The sequence below is a fragment of the Asanoa sp. NPDC049475 genome, from assembly GCF_040676915.1.
GTDB lineage: Bacteria > Actinomycetota > Actinomycetes > Mycobacteriales > Micromonosporaceae > Asanoa.
In genome coordinates this window covers 485,900-504,378 of record NZ_JBFAPY010000003.1, presented here as the reverse complement: position 1 = coordinate 504,378, position 18,479 = coordinate 485,900, and the positions used below count along the sequence as shown (strand labels likewise).

General features: G+C 70.2%; 13 protein-coding genes and 1 riboswitch. Of the genes, 3 read left to right on the top strand and 10 right to left on the bottom strand.

All coding sequences use genetic code 11. The annotated features are described in order from the left end of the window. Positions 1-29 precede the first annotated feature (29 nt). From AB0J88_RS13550 to AB0J88_RS13520, 7 genes are all read right to left on the bottom strand, one after another. Positions 30-2,351 (bottom strand): hypothetical protein, encoded by a 2,322-nt coding sequence (locus AB0J88_RS13550; protein ID WP_364345244.1) that lies wholly within the window; start codon positions 2,349-2,351, stop codon positions 30-32. 149 nt (positions 2,352-2,500) lie between these two features. Then, positions 2,501-2,935, bottom strand: coding sequence for a hypothetical protein (locus tag AB0J88_RS13545; RefSeq protein WP_364345246.1), 435 nt, complete (start codon positions 2,933-2,935; stop codon positions 2,501-2,503). A 41-nt stretch (positions 2,936-2,976) separates the two neighbouring features. After that, a complete protein-coding gene (locus AB0J88_RS13540) occupies positions 2,977-3,699 on the bottom strand; it encodes an anti-sigma factor (protein ID WP_364345248.1) in 723 nt (240 codons plus the stop codon). A 46-nt stretch (positions 3,700-3,745) separates the two neighbouring features. Continuing rightward, positions 3,746-4,366 (bottom strand): ECF RNA polymerase sigma factor SigK, encoded by a 621-nt coding sequence (gene sigK, locus AB0J88_RS13535; protein WP_364345250.1) that lies wholly within the window; start codon positions 4,364-4,366, stop codon positions 3,746-3,748. An 80-nt stretch (positions 4,367-4,446) separates the two neighbouring features. After that, positions 4,447-5,835, bottom strand: a complete 1,389-nt coding sequence (locus tag AB0J88_RS13530; protein ID WP_364345252.1) for a sulfite exporter TauE/SafE family protein — start codon at positions 5,833-5,835, stop codon at positions 4,447-4,449. Then, complete coding sequence (locus tag AB0J88_RS13525; RefSeq protein WP_364345254.1) at positions 5,832-7,139, bottom strand: tetratricopeptide repeat protein; 1,308 nt, start codon at positions 7,137-7,139, stop codon at positions 5,832-5,834. Before AB0J88_RS13525 ends, AB0J88_RS13530 begins: the two co-directional genes overlap by 4 nt. Before the next feature lie 63 nt (positions 7,140-7,202). Then, complete coding sequence (locus AB0J88_RS13520) at positions 7,203-8,852, bottom strand: DUF4331 domain-containing protein (protein WP_364345256.1); 1,650 nt, start codon at positions 8,850-8,852, stop codon at positions 7,203-7,205. A gap of 407 nt (positions 8,853-9,259) precedes the next feature. Between AB0J88_RS13520 and AB0J88_RS13515 the strand changes: the two genes are divergently transcribed. Both AB0J88_RS13515 and AB0J88_RS13510 read left to right on the top strand, forming a co-directional pair. Further along, the gene (locus AB0J88_RS13515; RefSeq protein WP_364345258.1) at positions 9,260-11,521 is read left to right on the top strand and encodes an EAL domain-containing protein; all 2,262 of its coding nucleotides are present in this window, start codon (positions 9,260-9,262) and stop codon (positions 11,519-11,521) included. A 276-nt stretch (positions 11,522-11,797) separates the two neighbouring features. Continuing rightward, positions 11,798-12,853, top strand: coding sequence for a hypothetical protein (locus tag AB0J88_RS13510; protein WP_364345259.1), 1,056 nt, complete (start codon positions 11,798-11,800; stop codon positions 12,851-12,853). Positions 12,854-12,877: 24 nt separating this feature from the next. On the opposite strand, the gene ahcY is transcribed toward AB0J88_RS13510, so the two are convergent. From ahcY to AB0J88_RS13495, 3 genes are all read right to left on the bottom strand, one after another. Then, entirely contained in the window at positions 12,878-14,323 is a 1,446-nt protein-coding gene (gene ahcY / locus AB0J88_RS13505) for an adenosylhomocysteinase (protein WP_364345261.1), read from the bottom strand. Positions 14,324-14,337: 14 nt separating this feature from the next. Further along, positions 14,338-14,417: riboswitch (S-adenosyl-L-homocysteine riboswitch) on the bottom strand. Positions 14,418-14,435: 18 nt separating this feature from the next. Beyond that, positions 14,436-15,101 (bottom strand): response regulator transcription factor, encoded by a 666-nt coding sequence (locus tag AB0J88_RS13500; protein WP_364345263.1) that lies wholly within the window; start codon positions 15,099-15,101, stop codon positions 14,436-14,438. Then, entirely contained in the window at positions 15,098-16,240 is a 1,143-nt protein-coding gene (locus tag AB0J88_RS13495) for a sensor histidine kinase (protein ID WP_364345265.1), read from the bottom strand. Before AB0J88_RS13495 ends, AB0J88_RS13500 begins: the two co-directional genes overlap by 4 nt. Before the next feature lie 163 nt (positions 16,241-16,403). Between AB0J88_RS13495 and AB0J88_RS13490 the strand changes: the two genes are divergently transcribed. After that, positions 16,404-18,458, top strand: coding sequence for a phosphocholine-specific phospholipase C (locus tag AB0J88_RS13490; protein WP_364345267.1), 2,055 nt, complete (start codon positions 16,404-16,406; stop codon positions 18,456-18,458). Positions 18,459-18,479 lie beyond the last annotated feature (21 nt).

Here is an 18,479-nt window from a genome sequence, read left to right as displayed (position 1 = left end):
GCGTCCCTCGGACGCCCGCCCGTTTCGCGTTACGGCGTCGGGACGGCCTGGCGGGTCACCTGCCAGGTCGCCGTCTGTGCGGCGGTCTCCAGCAGAACGGTGAGCTGGCCGTCGGGCAAGGTACAGCTGAGGGTACGGTCGGCCGACGGCGTCATGGTGTAGCAGTAGCGGATGCCGTCCGCGCTGAAGACGGACATTGTCGCGTTGCCGGTGCCCGACGTACGCCGGTAGCGCAGGTCCTCACGGGCGGTGTGGTCGTCAGCCGCGATCGTGAAGCAGAAGCCAACCCGGTTAGCACTGCTGTTGACCGTCGAGTCGTTCGCCTGAGCGGCGCACGACGGTGGCGGCGACACCGTGGCGATGCCCACCTGATACGTGCCGGTCGGCGTCCCCCCGTTGCGGTTGTCGACCAGCGCGAAGAACGGCGCCTCGCCGGTCAGCTCGCACGAGTACTGGTAGAGAGGGTTCGCGTCGCACACGTAGCCGCCGTTGGCGTCGACGACCGACACGTACGGCCGGCCGACGCCGGTCGCGTCGGTCGGCAGCACCCGGACCACCTTGCCCCCGGCCGGCGCGGACAACTCCAGACAGTCGAGCTGGCCGGTGGCGCGGAACTCGCCCGACACCAGGTCGCCGTTGCCCGGCGCGTTCGCGCAGGACGACGGAGCGGCCGGCAGGAACGTCGTCGCGTATGCCGAGTCGTTCTGGATGATGGAGTCGGAGATGGGCGACAGCACCATCGTGTAGCGCCCCGGCGCCGCGAACTGGCAGAAGGTCCGGCACAGCTCCCGGAAGTCGGCGTCGAAGACGGTGGGGCTGGCATCGTAGTTGTCGGCCCAGTGGGCATCGACCCGGTAGTCACCCGCGGCCGGCACGTCGAGGATGCGGCACCGGATGCCCGCCGCCGCTCCGGCCGGAGCCGCGCCGTACGCGCCCGGGCTGACGGTCGGGCAACCGACCGGATTGTTGAGCCGGCGCACCTGCAGCTCGTACGGCGCCTGGGGCTCCTCCGTGCTCTGGTTGCCGAGGTAGGAGATCACCCGGTAGGTGCCGGTGGCGGGCAGCACGCACCCCGCCTGCTCGTCGTAGTACGGGCAGAACGGGTTGCCGGCGCTGTCGACGACCCAGTGGTAGAAGTCGTTCCAGCGGGTCGGTGCTCCGAACGCGAGGATCCGGTCGCCGGCCTGCCCGCGGAAGGGCTGGCAGTGGGTGCCGATCAGCGAGCCCTGCGTCACCGAGATGGTCGGCTCGGTCCACGTGGTGCCGGTCGTGGCCGCGCAGCCGGTGTTGCGATAGAGGGTCACGGCGGCCACCTGGTAGGTGACCTTTTCCCAGTTGGTGTTCGGCATCAGCAGGATGTAGTCGCCTGCGGCCGGGATGGTGCAGCCGCGCGCGTGCTCGTACTCGCTGCAGATCTGTTGGGCCGCCTGGTCGTAGAGGATCCAGTCGAAGTGCTGCCCGTTGTAGACCCGGAACAGGGTCGCGCCGGCCGCGGCCGCGCGGACCTTGTGGCAGGTGAAGTCGTTGCCCTCGACCGTGGCGGTGTTGGTGTTGGCGCCGGGATCGCCGAACCCGGTGGTGCGCAGCAGCGGGCAACCGGCCGGTGCGGTCAGGCGGGGCATGCGCAGCCGGTAAGCGGCCTCGGAGCCGCTGTATTCGCGGATGAACACACGGTAAGGGCCGGCGGTGCGCAGCGTGCACTGCGTCGCGCCGTAGGAGATCTGGCAGACCGGCTGGAACGCGGCGTCGACGATCGTCCCTTGAACGCCGCCGAGCGGCGTCGTCAGTTGCAGCACGCTGTCGAGGGGCTGGTTGAACCGGTAGCACTGACCTGCGGAGCCGGCCGGGATGGTCGTGGAGATGCCCGGCGACGCGAACGAGAAGAAGGCGTTGTCGAGCTGGGTGCAGGACGACGGCGTTTTGAGCGAGTCGACGGCGAGCGTGTATTCGCCCGGGCCCCATCGGGTGGACATGGTGATGGTGTAGGTGCCGGCGGCGCCGACGACGCAGTCCGAGACGCTGCCGAACACGGAACAGACCTGCTGGCCCGCGGCGTTGGTGACGACGCCTTCGACGATCTCGCCGCTGACGTTGCCGCGCGTTATCAGCAGCGTGTCGGCGGCCTTCGCGGTGGTGACCGTGTAGGTCTGGGCCTCGCCGGTGTCGATCGAGCACGCCGCCATCTGGCCGAGAGGCAGGGGACCGCCGCAGTCGGCGCGCACCACGGAGGTCTGGGCGCCCCCGGTCGCCGGCGGGGTCGCGGCTTGGGCGGCGGAGGGCAGGGCGACGGCTGACGGCAGCACGGCCAGCAGCGTTGCGAGGACAGCCAGACGTCTTCTTCTGACACGCATGTGAACTCCCCGTTGGTGCTTCCGCCCGCGTTGACGGAAGGCGGGGACATAGTGACATGGGCATGCGTCAGTTACTAGTGCGTGCTGGCCGTCACGAAGGCCCGCGCTATGCCGTCGCGATCGTGGTGCGAAGCTAGGAGGAGATGGAGCTAGAAGTCGCCGTCGGCGACCTGGCAGACCGTTAGCTTGAAGACGGTGCGCCACATGCGGACGACCTGGTCGCGGTCGTCGATGACGAAGGCGACCTCGTAGCGGGGTGCGACGAGACGCCGGTAGAGGTCGGCCTTGGTCTTGTGGTCCGGGCGGTCGTCGTGGTCCGCGCGCATGATCAGGTCCGCGAACTCGACTCCCTGCGCGTCGAGCCAGAGCTCGGTCTGCCGCCGCGACTGCTCCTTGCGGCCGGACATCACCACGATCCGGTGCCGGCCGGCTGCCGAGATCGTCTGCACGAGCTCGATCACGGCCGGGTTGGGCTGGTCCTCGCCTACCCGGCTCCAGTCGTAGGGCGACCGCTTCCCACGAAGGGCCAGCGTGCCGTCCACGTCGACGAGCACCGCCCGCTGTCGTCTGTCGCTCGGGGTCATCCCATGATGATCGCTGGCGGGATGCCGCGGAGCCAATGCGGTTATGCCACGCTCACCTGCCCCACGATCGGCAGGGTCGGGGTCGGTGAGCCGCCTTCGGGCTCGATGGTGGCCGCGAACGCGTCGGCCGAGGCCGTGCCCGTGATCAGGCGGGTGGCCGACGTCGTGCCGGGTGGTAGAACGCCGGCGCTGGTCGGGGTCGTGCCGGCGAGCATCCACAGCTGGTAGGTGCGGTCGGTGCCCGCCGGGCGGTCGGCCGTCATCGTCAGGACCGCCTCGCCTCGGGTCGCCGAGGTGACCACCGTGAGGCGAACGCCGTTGGTGGAGCCGCCTGTGCGGAGCACAGCGTCGGGTGCCGCCAAGACTTCGGTGACCCGGGCGGATTCGGCCTGTGCCGTCGTGCGTTGCTGGTCCATGCGGCGTTCCTGGACAGCGAAGGTGCCTGTCGCCGCCACGGCGGCCAGGACCACGGCCGCGGCCGCTGTCAGCAGACGGCGATCGCGTTGCGGGCGGACCGGCTTGGCCGGGGTCGGCGCGTCCTGACGGGTGCGGGAGACCTCGGCGAAGACCCGGTCGCGCAGGGCCGGCGGTGGCACCGACCAGGCGCCGTCGGCCAGGCGGGCCGCGGTTTCGTGGAGCTCGGCCACCTCTATCGCGCAGGTCGCGCAGCTAGCCAGGTGGCGGCGGAAGGTGGCGCGCTCGATGTCGGTCAGTGCGTCGAGCACGTACGCACCCGACAATGCGTGCACGTCGCCGGTGTTCATGCCGCCGCCTCCCCGCGGTCGCCTTGGCCGTGCTCGCTTCGCCCGCTCATGACGGCACCTCCACGCCCAGGCAGTCGCGTAGGCGGATCAGGCCGTCGCGCATCCGGGTCTTGATGGTGGGCAGGCTGACGTCCAGCAGTTGCGCCACCTCGCGGTAGCTGCGGCCGCCGTAGTAGGCCAGCGTGATGGACTCCCGTTGCAGCGAGGTGAGGTCGTCGAGGCAGCGCCGGACCTGTTGCCGCTCCAGCCGCTCCTCGACCTCGCCGGACACCTCGTCGTAAGGCGTCTGTGCCGACCACGAGCCGGCCTTCTGCACGCGGTCGGTGGCGGCCTGCTCGGAGCGCACCCGGTCGACCGCCCGCCGGTGGGCGATGGTGAAAACCCAGGCGGTGGCCGAGCCGCGGCTCGGCTCGAAGCGGGCGGCCGTGCGCCACACCTCGACCAGCACCTCCTGCGCCACCTCTTCGGCCTGGGCCGGGTCGCGCAGCACCTGGCGGGCCAGGCCGTAGACGCGGGCCGCGACCAGCTCGTAGAGCTGCCGGAACGCGCCCTCGTCGCCCCGGCCGACCGCGACCAGCAGACGGTCGGCCACGGACCGGTCGTCGACCAGGTTTGGCACCGCGGCCAGGTGGTCGCGCGGCGGGTCGCCGTGGCTCTGCTCGCGCATGAAGACTCCTCGCCGCTGCCGGTGTCGCGCTGTTCGCAGGGGGAATGATTCCGCGCCCGTGGTCATGGTCGCCACCCCGATCAGGCGATTGTGGATAACGCTCGGCCGGCGAGACCGAGCCCGACCACCACGATCAGGGCCGCGGTCGCCGAGGGCGCTGCCGACTGCCACCGGTCCGCCAGCCGCAACCGGCCGGCGAACCGGTTCCGGACGCGGATCAGCAGCAGGCCCGCGGCGGTCAGGGTGGCCGCCATGCCCAGGCCGTAGGCGAAGACCAGGAGGACGCCGAACGCGGTGCGGCCCAGCGCGATCGCACCCAGCAGCACGACGAGCGCGGACGGGCTGGGCACCAACCCACCGGCGATCCCGATGCCGGCTATGCCCCACCTGCCAGGCCCGTGCGAGTGGTCGTGTGCGTGGTCGTGTGCGTGGTCGTGCGAGTGGCCATGCGCATGACCGGCAGCCGACCGGTTTCGGCGTCGACGGCGCCGTGCGGACACCAGGGCGCCGATACCGATCGCCGCCACCAACACGCCGCTGGCAACCCCCAACCACGCCAACACCGACTCACCGGCTATCCCCGCGAACGTGGTCAGCAGCAACCCGAGTGCCAGCACACCCCCGGTATGGGTCAACGTCACCGTCGCACCGACGGCCACCGCGTCGCGAGGCCGACCGGCGCGCCCAGCCAGGTAGGCCGCCATCACCGTTTTGCCGTGCCCCGGCAGGGCCGCGTGAGCCGCACCGAGCACCAGCGCCAACAACACCGCCAGCATTCCGACCAATGGCGTCAACCGCTCACCACCGACGACAGAGTCCAGCCATCGCTCGGCGCCGGCCAACGGCCCGGACAACCCGAGCGGGGCCGCACCGGACGACCGCGAAGCTGTAGCGCCGGCGGCCGTCGCGGCACCGTCGGACACGGCCGAGAACGCGGCCGTGCGCACGTCCGGCGGCGACGACAGCAGGTCGTCGGGATACCGCCGGAGCTCGGCACTGACCGTAGCGGCCGGCACGGTTGAACCGTCCAGCCGCACGCCGGCGCCGGTCGCGGTCAACTCCCGCCATCCGATCCGGTCGGCCCGGAACCCGTTGTCGACGGTGACCGCCGCCCCGGAGGAGAACGAAGCGGTCGCGGTCAGGGCGCAGTCGAGCCGGCTCGTCTTGAGCCCGCCGGCGCCGTCGGAACGCGTCAACTCCGACGACCCGACCGTCCATGAGAGACGCGTTCCGTCCACGGTCAGCGCGAGCGCTGACGCCGCCTCGGCGCACGACGGCGCCGGGTCCTGCAACGTCGGCAGCTCGGCCACGTCGGCCACCACGACCGCGTCGACCCGGTCGGGATGCAGCGTCAGCCCGACGTACCGGTTGACCGAGAAGTTGCCCAACGGATGCGCCGCGGCCGGCGCCGACGGCAGTGCCAGGAACCCGACGACCGCCAACGCCACGAATGCCAGGAAACGCCTCACGACCGAGCCTCCAATGCGGACAGTGCCCGGCCGGCCGTCGGCCCGTCGACGGGCGAGAAGTAGGGGTTGATGGCACGTGCCTGCCGCAAGGCGGTCAGTGCCCCCGGCTGGTCGCCGAGGAACAAGAGCGTCATCCCGAGGTGGTACGCGTAGCCGGCGTTGCGCGGCGACCCGCCGACGGCCTTCCGCAGCAACGGCAGCGCCTCGGCGGAGCGCCCGGCCATGTGCAGCGACCAGCCGAGCGCGTCGGCCACGTCGGCGAACGGCCGCCGCTTCCATTCGGCCTGCGCCAGCCGCAGCGCCGTGGCCGAGTCGCCCCGGGCGAGTGCGAGCTGCGCACCGGTCAGATCGTCCTGCCCGCCGTTGGCGACGAACAGCGTGTGCGCCGCCTCGGCGAGCGTGAGCTGACGCGCGGAATCGGCGGTCCGGCCGGCCAACTTCAGAAGCATGGCGTACTCCAGCAGGGTGTCAGGAGTCGGCGTGCGGGCCGCGACCGTTCCCGCGGCGGTGATCGCGCCGGCCAGGTCACCCCGCGCGGCGGCCACCCGAGCCCGGCCGCGCAGCAGTGCCGGATACCCAGGGCCGGCGGCCAGGCCGGCGTCGTACTCGTGGGCAGCGGCATCGAGGTCGCCGGTCGACCAGGCGAGGTCGCCTAGCTGGTTGCGGCAGAAGGCGATGTCGGCGGGGTCGGCAGCGGAGTCCAGCGCCCGCCGCATGAGGTCGGTGGCCTCGGCGACCGCACCGCGCTGCTCGAGGTCGTAGGAGGCGCGGGCGTACGCGGCGAGCCCGGGCCGCAGGTCGAGCATCCGCTGGATCGCGGTCGTCGCCGCCTTGGGGTCGCCGAGCTGGGTGTGCGCGTCGGCCAGCACCCCGTACGCGTCGGCGTCGAAGGGGTTGGTCTCCAACGCGTCGGTGGCGAACTTCCGCGCGGCCGCGAACTCGTGGCGGGCGTTGGCGAGCGCGCCGAGCCCGACGAGGGCGGCCGAGTTCTCCTTCGGCTTCACCGCCAGCGAACGCTCCAGCGCCCCTTCGGCCTTGGGGTAGAGGCTGGGATCGGCGGTCACCCGAGCCTGCTCGACGTACGCGAGACCGAGCGCCGCCCAGGTCTCGTGGTCGCGGGGCAGGGTGCGCAGCCGCTCCTGTGCCCGGCTGATGTTCGCGGCCAGTCGGTCGGTCGCCCCGACGGGGGTGGCCGTGGAAGACAGTGGCGGTGCCGATTCGCGCAGGCCGAACACCGCACCGGCAGCGAGCAGGGCGACGGTGGCGACGACCACCACCACGACCGTCCGAAGGGGAGTGCGCATGAGCGGATTCCTTCCGGGAAGGCGGGGCGCGTCCCAGTCGCGGGACGCGCCCCGTGCACCTGGCTAGAGCTTTACGGTGTCGTCAGGAGTGGTTGCCACAGCCGTTCGCTGCCTGCGGAACCACCAGGTCACCAGGACCAGGGCCAGCAGGAGCGTGCCGATGACGGCGAGGGTGAGGACCGAGCCGGTGCTCAGGTCGTCGGACGCCGCGGCGGCGGCCGGCGAGAGCGACGGCGCCGGAGAGTCGTCGTCACCGGGCGGCACGATCGCCGCACCGTTCGAGCCGGCAGCCGCGCTGCTCTGGCCGCCGTTGACCGCACCCACGTTGGGGAGTGCCACGTACGGGAACTGGTCGCCGAACTCGTTGTCGTTGGCGTCCACCTTGTCGCCCGCGGCGAGCGCGTCGACGAGCTGGCCGGTCTGAGCCGCGCCCTCGACCGCCTGCACGGCGATGTCGACCGCGTCGTCCGTCAGCCGCCGGCCGTTCGGGAAGCCCTGCAGGTCGCCGCCGAGCACGCCGAGCCGGTTGGGCTGGTCGGCGACCGGCACACCCAGGTTGAGCCGGAGCATCTCGGAGGGCCGGAACCGCTTGGCGTTGACGTCCTTGTTGTTGAGCTGCGAGTTGAGGTCGGCCTTGATCGGACCGCCGGCCTTGGTGGTGATGCCGGTCAGGAAGATCTCGACCAGGTCGTTGCGGGGTGTGGCCGGCGCGGGCACGCCGTAGATGGCCTCGATCAGCTTGGGAAGCTCGGGGTCGGTGACCCGCTTGACGACGGCCGGGATGCCGGCGTCTTTGTCCGGGGAGATCGAGTTGAACGCGTCCTTCAGGTTCGCCGGCACGACGACCTCGTTGACCAGCGGGTTGCCGAGCCGCGAGACCTGCACGCGCTCGCCGCGAATGCCCTGGGTGCTCTGGCCGGTGACGCGGACCTTGGCCCGGTCGGTGGTGGTCCAGATGCCGACCACGGGGTTGCGGTTGGCGTCGCCGCGCAGGGCCACGTCCTTGAACGGCACCTGCAGCGCGATCGTGTTGACGTTGTAGCCGGCGAGGGTGTCCTGGCCGGTCTCGCTCAGGTCGCCGCCGTACAGCAGGTCGAAGACCCGCAGGTCCAGGAAGAACGGGTCGTCGGCCTGGCCGGCGAACAGCTTCCAACCGCCCTCGAGCTGGATCGTCGCCTCGTCGCGAAGCTTCTGGTAGTCCGGCATCGACGCGTTGCCGATCCGGGACGGCGCGACCGGCGCGTTGCTGACCCGGGTCTTGAACGGGCCGCCGTTGAACGACGTCTCCAGCTTGTAGGTCTGCTTGAACAGCAGGTTCGGGTCGTCGAACGAGTCGACCGGCCCGTTGTTGTAGAGGAACGTCTTGCCGCCCCGCTTGTCGATGTTCTTGAACGTGTAGCGGAACACGGCGTCGGCGATCGCGTCGCCGTCGTTGTCGACGTTGATGTTGTACGCCGCGTCGGTCGCGAACGGATAGAAGTTCGGCCCGCCGTTGGGCTCCTCGAACGGGATCCAGTTGGCGACGAGCGTCACGTAGTCCGGCCGCTCGGGGCTGACGAAGGCGTACAGGTCGGTGTTGTCGGCGGCCGGGTCGCTGGCGATCAGCGGCGCCTCGCGGTGGCTGGACGCCACCGTCGGCTGCGGCCCGAGCGCCGCCAGCGCAATGCCGGTCACGGCGAGCGCCGCGAGGATCGCGCGGGGTTTTCTGGTCATCTCTGTCCTCCCGTCAGGGGATGCCTGCGCGAGGACTTCGGTTCGCGGCCGGGTGCCGGATTGGTCCGAGTCGGCTTCCTGTCACCAACCCATCCGGAGCGCGTACGGCTCCGAATAGCCGCCTCTTCCCAGGCCAGGCAGGTTGTCAGCATCTGCGCAGCGCCAGATCTCGGGCTAAGTGCACCTAGGGTGTGATCCGGGCACTTGGGGCACGCAGAAACCTGCAAACCGCATCTATCGGACGGTCGACCGGTAGCTCCGCCACCTGGCACATTGCCAAGTGCCGTTGTGATTGGCGTGCACCGAGTTGTATTCGTGTCGACGCTTACTGCACCATGACCTCTGGCCATTGGGAACCATGGCCGGTGCGGAGAGCAACCATTTAGCAGCGGCGCGTAACGGAATGAATGGCGGTGCCCGTGGGCGGTCGACGCGTGGCGTTAATTGTCGGCGTGAACGATTGTGGCTTGGATGCGGCGTTGCCGAGCCTGCGTTACGCCGAGAGTGACGCGCGCGCCGTCCACAAAGCACTGACCGAGCCCGGCGCGGGTGGATTCGCCGCCGCTGACGTCTTCCTGCGCACCGGGGCCGAGGCGGACGCGCGGAGCATCCGGAGCCAGTTGCGGACCATCACCGAGGAGTCGACCAGCGCCGACACGCTGCTCGTCTATTTCGGCGGCTACGCTTTGACCGCCGACTGGAATGGCATCGCCGACGATTATCTGGTGACGCCGGACTTGCGCCGCGCCGCCTTGAACGAGCACCCCGACGAGGGCCTGCGAATGGCATTCCTGCGCGGTGAGGTGCTCGACAACTTCAAAGGCAGCGCATTTCTCGTTCTCGACTGGCAACACGCCGGTTCGTACGTCGGTGCCGATCAAATCGAAATGATGAGGGTCGGCGCGCGGCATTCGAAACAGCACAGCGTGCTGATGGCCTCGCCCCGACCGGGCGGCACCCGCGAGCCGGCATCATTGCGCCACGGTCTGCTGACCAAACACCTGCTCGACGCGCTCGACGGAAAGGCGGCCGACGACGATGGGCTCGTGACCTTCGGCGGCATGGCGGACTACGTGGCCCAACGGATCGTCGACCCCGAGCCTGACATGTACGTGCAGTCGCGCGGCACGACGACGGTCCTGACCCGACCGGGGCGAGGCGCGTCAGCCGGCGCCGTGGTCGACCCGCTGCCGGCCAATATGCGGATCGTCGACCTGGCGAACCCGCTCGAAAGGTCGGCTGCCGCGATCGCCGAACTGCTGAGCCGGGTTTTCCCTCGCCAGTCGTCACTCGTCCGGCCGCCGACGTCGTCCACCACAGAGGCGTTCGGAGCGACCAGCGAAGGCCCACATCCCGCACGCAAGCAGGAAAAGGTCGAGCTCATGCGGGCCGCGATGGAAGCCGACGCCGCGGCATTGCTCGAATACACGAGCTCCGGGTTCGTGACGATCTCCGAGACGCGAGATTTCCGCGAGGACGACCTGTATTACCTGATGCGTGGTACGGCTCAGTACTCGTCGTTCCCGCTGCGGAGTCACGTGCTCGAGGGCACCGCCGCCGGCCGGGTCTTGTGCGTACCGCTTCGCCATGGACCGGCGACCTCGCTGGTCCTCGTCGTGGTCAACCCGACCCGGGCGCTGCTCGACATCGGCGAGCCGCTGGCCAGGATCCTGGAGGCCATCTGGGCGACCGATCTCAGCGCGCCGGTGGAAGAGGGCGAGATCGCGGTGCTCACCGCCCTGCGCGAGAGCTTCGGCCGACTACCCCCGCGGCTCTACAGCCGCTGCTTCGAGTTGTACCGCCAGGTGGTCGGATCGTTCGCCATGGTCTTCCAGCCGATCGTCACGATCGACGAGAGGCAGCAGTACGTCGACATCCACAGCTACGAGGCGCTGGCCCGGTTGAACGCGGCCGACCCGCGCGCCCCGCGCGAGCTCATCCGCCTCGCGCACGTCTGGGGCGACCAGTTCGTGGTGGAGCGCGACGAGGCCATCCTGCGAAAAGCGATCCAGTCGTACGCCGAGGCCCACCGCCGGTGTTACGGCGACGACGCGGGTGCGCCGCGGCCCGTCTCCATCAACGTCGCCGTGCGCTCTCTGCTGAGCGACTCCTACGTCGAAGAGGTCAAACGGACGATCGCCGCGGCCGGACTGCGCCCGAGTGCGGTCACGCTGGAGATCTCCGAGCAGGACCCGATCGAGCCGCGCGCCTACGAGATCTGGGGCGACGACAAACTGGGCTACTTCCACGAGCGCCTGGTGGCGATCGCGGACCGCCTGGACATCCGATTCGCGGTCGACGACTTCGGCGTGGAGCATTCGTCGGTCTCCCGGATGGCAGAGCTCCCGCTCACCCAGATCAAGGTCGACCGAGCGCTGCTGCGCCACCCGCTGGCGTACCAGGAGCTCGAACTGGTTGCCAAGGTCGCCCGGCACCCGGTCAAGGTGGGCCAGTCCCCGTCCCGCCGCAGCGTGGTCGTCGAAGGCGTCGAGGAGAACTCGCCGATCAGCCTGGAGCAGATCTACGGGCTGGGCATCCGGCACGTCCAGGGCTTCATCACCGGCGAGCGCCCGAGCTCGACGATCAAGAAAGAGATCGGCCGCGAAATGCGGGAACACCTGGCCTCGCTGGTACGCGGAAACCGCAGCCCGCTGCGCCGGAGCGCGTGAGTTCGAACGCTGGTCAGCTTCTGACGTATCTCTCATGTCGATCATGTGGGTGTTCGCCCGTTCGAGTAGTCGTCGGTAGCGGTGGCGTGCGGCACGTGTGGGATTGGGCGGCCACCCGTGACGAGTGGACCGCGGTCATGGCGGAGCGTCCTGATGCCGCCGGCGGGCGGCGGTTGGTTCCGGCACGAGGCCCCGACGGAGATAACCCCGGCTGAACGGCGATCGGACCCGGCGGGCACCCCAGCGCGGTCGGCGCTGAGACCCTAAGATCGTCCGATGCGGTGGAACCGGAGAAGATCCGTGGCCGAGTTGTGCACCGAACTGGCCGAGGCGATCGATCGGCATGACGAGGGTGCGGCGCAGAAGGCGTTCAAGGAGATCGTCGGCGAGGTCGAACGGGCTGACGCTGCCGCGCTCACCGAAGCACTGGTCGCGTTGCGGCCTGCGCTCGCTCAGGTTCCGCTCGGAAACGGCGCGCCGCTCGCCGCCCTGGCAGGCGGGCTGGTCGAGGCCGGCGGCGACCCCGCTGCGGCGCTCGACGTCCTGGCCGAGCGCGTGGCGGAGGGGCTCGAGCAAGCCGCCCGGTTCCCAGCGCTGGCCGGCACCGAACTCGAACCGCCGACCGACGCCGACTCCGCGCGGGCGATCGTCGAGGGGGTCGCCGAAGCCGGCGGGCTCGACCTCGACGAGGCGTCGCGGGTGACCCAGGCCTGGTTCACGGTCAACGAGTGGATCCCGGCGTTGCTGCTCCCGCTGCAGCAGAAGGCGGGTCGGGCCGCGTTGCCGCAACGCCAGCGGTTGGTCGAAGCCGCGTCGGTCGTACCCGATGAGATCGCCGACGCCCACTGGCTGCTCGGGCTCCTGCTGGTGCTCGACGACGAGCCGGTCGTCGTGGTGCACCGTGAGTCCGGGGCCGCTTTCCTGGTCACGATCAGCGGCGTCGGCGACAACTTCCAGCTGCACACCCTGCTCGCCGACGTGCTGGTCGGCGGTGGGCACCTGCCCGGCGAGCCGCCGCAAGCCGCGTGGGTGGCCGCCGCCAGCGATGGTCCGCTGCAGCCGCCGAGCGCGATCCACGGCCAGTTCAACCTCGTCGACGCCGGCGGCAAGTGGATCTGGAACGAGGGCCGGCCTGTCGACATCGAGCCGGTCGCCGGCCGGCGGATCATCGTGCTCGATCCCGCGCCGTACGACCGTTCCTGGAATGTCGGTCGGGTCTATCCCCTGATGCTGCCGGAGGTCCGGCTCGACGCCGTGCTGACGCCCGACCAGGCCGCGGGTTGGCTGCGGTTGATCAGCCCGGCAAAGGACGACCGCCCGAGTTCGAGGTGAACCCGGGCGGTCGTCGCTGGTGCGTCAGTAGCGGTAGTGCTCCGGCTTGTACGGGCCCTCGACGTGCACGCCGAGGTACTCCGCCTGCTTCTTGCTCAGCTCGGTGAGCCGCACGCCCAGCGCGTCGAGGTGCAGCCGGGCCACCTTCTCGTCGAGGTGCTTGGGCAGCGTGAACACCGTGTTGCCGTACTCGCCCTGCCACAGCTCGAGCTGGGCCATCACCTGGTTGGCGAACGAGCACGACATGACGAAGCTGGGGTGCCCGGTCGCGTTGCCCAGGTTCATCAGCCGGCCCTCGGAGAGCACGAGGATGGCGTGCCCGTCCGGGAAGCGCCACTCGTGCACCTGCGGCTTGACCTCGATCTTCTCGATGCCCGGCACGCGCGCGAGGCCGGCCATGTCGATCTCGTTGTCGAAGTGGCCGACGTTGGCGACGATCGCGTTGTGCTTCATCCGGGCCATGTGGTCCGCGGTGATGATGTCGACGCCACCGGTCGTGGTGATGAAGATGTCGGCCTGGCCGACCACGTCGTCGAGGTGCACGACCTGGAGGCCGTCCATCGCCGCCTGGAGCGCGCAGATCGGGTCGATCTCGGTGACCACGACGCGCGCACCCTGGCCACGCAGTGCCTCGGCCGAGCCCTTGCCAACGTCGCCGTAGCCGCACACGACGGCCAGCTTGCCGCCGAGCATCACGTCGGTCGCCCGGTTGAGGCCGTCAGTCAGCGAGTGGCGGATGCCGTACTTGTTGTCGAACTTGGACTTGGTGACCGAGTCGTTGACGTTGATCGCCGGGAACAGCAGCGTGCCCTCGCGGGCGAGCTCGTAGAGGCGGGTCACGCCGGTCGTGGTCTCCTCGGAGACGCCGCGCATGCCGGCCGCGATCCGGGTGAAGCGCTGGCCGTCCTCGTCGAGGCTGGACCGCAGCGTCTCGAGGATGAGCCGGTACTCCTCGTGGTCGTTCTCGCCGGCCGTCGGCACAGTGCCGGCCGCCTCGAACTCGACGCCCTTGTGCACCAGCAGCGTGGCGTCGCCGCCGTCGTCGACGATCAGGTTCGGGCCCTGGCCGTCACCGAAGTCGAAGAGGCGCATCGTGCACCACCAGTACTCCTCCAGCGTCTCGCCCTTCCAGGCGAACACCGGGGTGCCGGTCGGCGCGTCGGCCGTGCCGCTTCCCACGACGACCGCAGCGGCGGCTTCGTCCTGTGTGGAGAAGATGTTGCAGGACACCCAGCGGACGTCGGCGCCGAGCGCGACGAGCGTCTCGATGAGGACGGCGGTCTGCACGGTCATGTGCAGCGAACCGGCGATCCGCGCGCCGCGCAGGGGCTGCTGTGCGGCGAACTCGCGGCGCAGGGCCATCAGGCCCGGCATCTCGTGCTCGGCCAGCCGGATCTGGTGCCGGCCGGCGGTGGCGAGGTCGAGATCGCGTACGGCGAACTCGATGCCGTTGACGTTTTGGACGTGCATTAGGGCACCTCCTGTGACAGGAGGCGCCCTTGGGAATCACTTGGCTGGTCGAGCGTGGCGGACCTCGTTGTCCGTCGCAGCGCCTCTCGACCGGCCCTTCAACCATAACGCCTCAGCGCGACGGCGACACAAGCCCCATTTCATAAGCCATGATCACGAGGTGTACGCGGTCGCGTGCGTCGAGCTTCGTGAAGAGCCGCGCGACGTGGGTCTTGGCCGTGGCCACACTGATGACGAGGCGCTCGGCGATCTCGGTGTTGGACAGCCCCTGGCCGACGAGGGTGAGCACCTCCCGCTCCCGCTCGGTGACGGCGGCGAGCGCTTTGGGGTCGGGCTTCTCCGGTTTGAGCTCGGGGCGGCCGGCGAACTCGGCGATCAGGCGGCGGGTGACGCTGGGCGCGATGAGAGCGTCCCCGGCCGCGACGATCCGGACGGCGTCGAGGATGTCGTCGAGCGCCATGTCCTTGACGAGGAAGCCGCTGGCCCCGGCCCGCAGGGCGCCGTAGACGTTGTCGTCGTCGTCGAACGTGGTCAACATGATCACATGGGCCTGCGCGCCGCCCTCGACGATCTTGTTGGTGGCGGTGATGCCGTCCATGACCGGCATGCGGATGTCCATCACCACGACGTCGGGGGCCAGGTCGCGGGTGAGGTCGACCGCCTGAGCGCCGGTGCCGGCCTCGCCGACTACCTCCAGGTCGGCGGTGTCGGCGATCAACACGCGAAGGCCGGCTCGGACCAGCGGCTGGTCGTCGGCGAGGAGCACCCGGACGGTCATGCCTGGTCCGCTGGGAGCGGCAGGGTGGCGCGGACCTCGAAGCCGCCCTCCGGGAGTGGGCCTGCGGTCAGGTCGCCGCCGAGGAGAGCCGCCCGTTCCCGCATGCCGGGGATGCCGTAACCGGTGCCGCTGTCGATGCCGCCACGGCCTTGGTCGCTTACGACGATGGTGAGTGCGGGTAGGGCGTACCCGATGACGATTGTGCAGTTGTCAGTCTGTGCATGCCTGACGATGTTCGTGAGCGCTTCCTGGATGATCCGGTAGGCGGCGAGGTCGACGTCCGGCGGCAGCACCCGCGGCTCACCCTCGATGCGCACCCGGGCGCGGACGCCGGCGGCTTCCGTCGTGGCGACCAGGCTGTCGAGCTCCGCCAGGCCGGTGGTCACGGTCGCGGCGGGCTCGGCGTCGCTGCGGCGCAGGGCGACCAGCGTGCGGCGCAGCCCGGCCAGCGTCTCCCGGCTGGCGGTCTCGATCGTGTCCAGCGCCTTGCGGGCCTCGTCGGGTTGCGTGTCGATCACCCGCCGGCCGACGCCGGCCTGGATCGCGATCACCCCGATGCTGTGCGCGACCTGGTCGTGGAGATCGCGAGCGATCCGCAGCCGCTCGGTGGTCACCGCGTCCGCGGCGGCCCGGGTGAGCAGGGCGGCGCGGTACTCGCGCCGCTGGCGCAGCGCGGTGCCGCCGAGCCAGGCGACCAGGACGCCGAGCAGCAGGGCGATAAGCACGTTGACGTACGAGTTGTCGCCTGATGTGTAGATCGTGGCCGCGGCACCCTCCGCGAGGATGGCCGTGAGCACGGCGCCGACGGTGGCGATCCGTGACCGGGTGGCGGCGACGTAGGCCACCGCCACGTCCAGGACGACCGCCTGGGAGAAGCCGACCAGGCCCGAGATGTTCAGCGGGGCCAGACCGGCGACGCCGAGCAGCAGGCCGACGAAGCCGACGAGCGGCCAGCGGGGCAGCAGGAAGGCGGGCAGGGCGAGCACGAGCACCGGCAGGACCGTGCTCGGGCCGTCGACGTCGCCGGTGCCGAAGCCGACCGTGAGAGCCAACGCGAACGGGTATGCGGCGAGCACGACCCAGGACATGACGGTCGACGGGATCCGCTGGTCGACGAGGCGGGGCACGGTGGCTTCCATGCTGCCGATGGTAGATATCCGCAGGTGGGAGCGCGTCGGCCCCGGGGTGTACGTCCTCGGGCTGACATCCGTTTCTGGCCGTCGTCGCCCCCAAGCCACCTACTGTCCACTTTGCGCGCTTACCTTCGCCCACACCAGCAACCAGCCCTGGGAGGGCGCAGCTATGGGCGCACTGGATCGCCGTTCGTTTCTCAAGATGGTCGGAGCACCCGCGGTAGGCGCGGCACTCCCGGCCGGCATCGAGCGGGCCATGGCCATCCCGGCCAACAACCGCACCGGTTCGATCGCCGATGTCGAGCACGTCATCTTCCTGATGCAGGAGAACCGGTCGTTCGACCACTACTTCGGCACGCTGCGCGGCGTACGCGGCTTCGCCGACCCGCACCCCGTCGCCCTGCCGAGCGGCAAGAGCGTGTTCCACCAGCCCGACGGGGCCGGGGAGCTGCTGCCGTTCCGGCCCGACGTGCCCGACCTGGGTCAGACCTTCCTCCCCGACCCGCCGCACGGGTGGAACGACGGGCACGCCGCCTGGAACGAGGGCCGCCACGACCAGTGGGTACCTAACAAGGGCGTCAGCGCGATGACGTACCACACGCGCGGTGACCTGCCCTATCAGTTCGCGCTCGCGGACGCGTTCACCGTCTGCGACAACTACCACTGCTCGCTGCTCGGCCCGACGGATCCGAACCGCTACCACATGTGGTCCGGCTGGGTGGGCAACGACGGCAAGGCCGGTGGGCCGGTCATCACCAATGCGGAGGCCGGGTACGACTGGTCGACGTACCCGGAACGCCTGGAGCGCAACGGAATCTCCTGGAAGATCTATCAGGATGTCGGCCTGGGGCTGACCGCCGAGGGCTTCTGGGGCTGGACCAGCGATCCCTACATCGGAAACTACGGCGACAACTCGCTGCTGTACTTCCACCAGTACCAGAACGCGCGCCCCGGCACCCCGCTGGCCGACAAGGCGAAGCGCGGCACGGAGGTCAGCAAGCTCGGCCGCGACCCGCTCAAGCTGCTGGCCGACCTTCGGTCCGATGTGGAGCGTGGCTCTCTGCCGAAGGTCTCGTGGATCGTCGCGCCCGAGGCCTACACGGAGCACCCGAACTGGGAGCCGGGCTTCGGAGCCTGGTACGTCTCCCAGGTGATCGACATCCTCGCCTCGAACCCGGAGGTCTGGAGCAAGCTGGCGCTCTTCGTCACGTACGACGAGGAGGGTGGCTTCTTCGACCACCTGCCGCCGCCGACCCCGCCCCAATCGCGCGCACACGGCCTGTCGACTGTCCCGACGGTCAACGAGATCTTCCCGGGCGACGCGAGCAACCGCCCCGGCCCGTACGGCCTGGGCATGCGCGTCCCGATGATCATCGTGTCGCCGTGGACCCGCGGCGGGTGGGTCAACTCGCAGCTGTTCGACCACACGTCGCTGATCCGGTTCATGGAGGCACGCTTCGCCGGCCACAACCGCGACCTGCTCGAATCCAACATCACCCCGTGGCGGCGGGCGGTGGTCGGAGACCTGACGTCGGCGTTCGACTTCAAGACGCCGAACCGGTCAAGGCCGGTCAAGCTGCCGGACACGGACGACTTCAAGCCCGACGACCTGGTGAGGTTCCCCGACGAGGTGCCGGTGCCACCGGCCGACCAGGCGATCCCCCGACAGGAGAAGGGCGTGAAGCCGGCCCGGGCGCTGCCCTACGTTCTGGACGTCGTGGCCGCGCGGGACCGGTCGGGGTTGCGGTTGGACTTCCGCAACACGGGTTCGGCGGCCGCGGTGTTCCAGGTCCGGGAGGCGGGGAGCACGGCGGCGCCGCGGACCTACACGGTCGAGCACGGCAAGCGGCTGGCGGACACGTGGCCTGCTGGGGCGGACCTGACCGTCCACGGCCCGAACGGCTTCTTCCGGCACTTCAGGGTCGGCGCTTCGCTGTCGGTTTCCGCCTCCTACGACGAGCGCCACCAGCGGCTGGAGCTGTCCTTCGCCAACGAGGGCCGCGACCGCCTCGCGATCACGGTCCGCGACGGTTATCGGGGGAAGCCGGTGTCGCTGTCGCTGCGCGCGGGCGAGAAGGCGCGCAGGGAGTGGTCGTTGGGACGAAACCACGGCTGGTACGACCTGGCTGTCTCGGTCGACGGCGAGCTCGCCCAGCACCTGGCGGGCCACCTCGAGAACGGCGAGGACAGCTTCACCGACCCCGCCATGGGCGGCCTGGTCTGACGGTGGGGGTCGCCGGGGGCA

Coding starts and splice junctions, on each gene's coding strand:
- AB0J88_RS13550 (WP_364345244.1), bottom strand. CDS start 2,351: ATGCGTGTCAGAAGAAGACGTCTGGCTGTCCTCGCAACGCTGCTGGCC.
- AB0J88_RS13545 (WP_364345246.1), bottom strand. CDS start 2,935: ATGACCCCGAGCGACAGACGACAGCGGGCGGTGCTCGTCGACGTGGAC.
- AB0J88_RS13540 (WP_364345248.1), bottom strand. CDS start 3,699: ATGAACACCGGCGACGTGCACGCATTGTCGGGTGCGTACGTGCTCGAC.
- sigK (WP_364345250.1), bottom strand. CDS start 4,366: ATGCGCGAGCAGAGCCACGGCGACCCGCCGCGCGACCACCTGGCCGCG.
- AB0J88_RS13525 (WP_364345254.1), bottom strand. CDS start 7,139: ATGCGCACTCCCCTTCGGACGGTCGTGGTGGTGGTCGTCGCCACCGTC.
- AB0J88_RS13520 (WP_364345256.1), bottom strand. CDS start 8,852: ATGACCAGAAAACCCCGCGCGATCCTCGCGGCGCTCGCCGTGACCGGC.
- AB0J88_RS13515 (WP_364345258.1), top strand. CDS start 9,260: ATGGCGGTGCCCGTGGGCGGTCGACGCGTGGCGTTAATTGTCGGCGTG.
- AB0J88_RS13510 (WP_364345259.1), top strand. CDS start 11,798: ATGCGGTGGAACCGGAGAAGATCCGTGGCCGAGTTGTGCACCGAACTG.
- ahcY (WP_364345261.1), bottom strand. CDS start 14,323: ATGCACGTCCAAAACGTCAACGGCATCGAGTTCGCCGTACGCGATCTC.
- AB0J88_RS13500 (WP_364345263.1), bottom strand. CDS start 15,101: ATGACCGTCCGGGTGCTCCTCGCCGACGACCAGCCGCTGGTCCGAGCC.
- AB0J88_RS13495 (WP_364345265.1), bottom strand. CDS start 16,240: ATGGAAGCCACCGTGCCCCGCCTCGTCGACCAGCGGATCCCGTCGACC.
- AB0J88_RS13490 (WP_364345267.1), top strand. CDS start 16,404: ATGGGCGCACTGGATCGCCGTTCGTTTCTCAAGATGGTCGGAGCACCC.